Here is a 572-nt window from a genome sequence, read left to right as displayed (position 1 = left end):
TTTCGTCTGGTGCAATTGCAGCAGGCCGTGAGCATCTTGGATACCCCGCACTGCCCAACGAGATGGCGAGCAAACAGTTGCTTGCTGCTGTGGGTCAGAGTCGTTTGATTCAAACATGGGAGTCTTTGTTTGGTATTTACGGTATCAAGATTGGTCAAATGCTACTGACTCGTGCTGACTTGGATGATCGTGAGCGTTTTCTTAATGCGCGTGACACCATCAATGCGCTTGTGGCGAACGATATTATTCCAATCGTGAACGAAAATGATGCAGTAGCCACCAGTGAAATCAAAGTCGGCGACAATGACAACCTATCGGCTTTAGTGGGTATTTTATGTGGTGCAGATAAGTTATTGCTACTGACAGACCAAAAAGGTCTGTTTACTGCTGACCCACGAAAAGATCCGAATGCAGAGCTGATCAAAGAAGTTAAAACCATTGATGACACGTTGCGTAAAATTGCTGGCGGCAGCGGTACAACACTCGGTACGGGTGGTATGGCGACGAAACTTCAAGCAGCCGACATCGCACGTCGCGCGGGTATTGAAGTTATTATCGCAGCAGGTAGCGCG

General features: G+C 48.1%; 1 protein-coding gene. It reads left to right on the top strand.

All coding sequences use genetic code 11. From position 1 onward, the window contains the following. On the top strand, positions 1–572 hold a 572-nt coding region (gene proB / locus R7R78_RS28320; protein WP_225474875.1), incomplete at both ends, for a glutamate 5-kinase.

The organism is Vibrio sp. 2134-1 (genome assembly GCF_033339495.1).
This window is presented reverse-complemented; position numbering and strand designations above follow the sequence as displayed.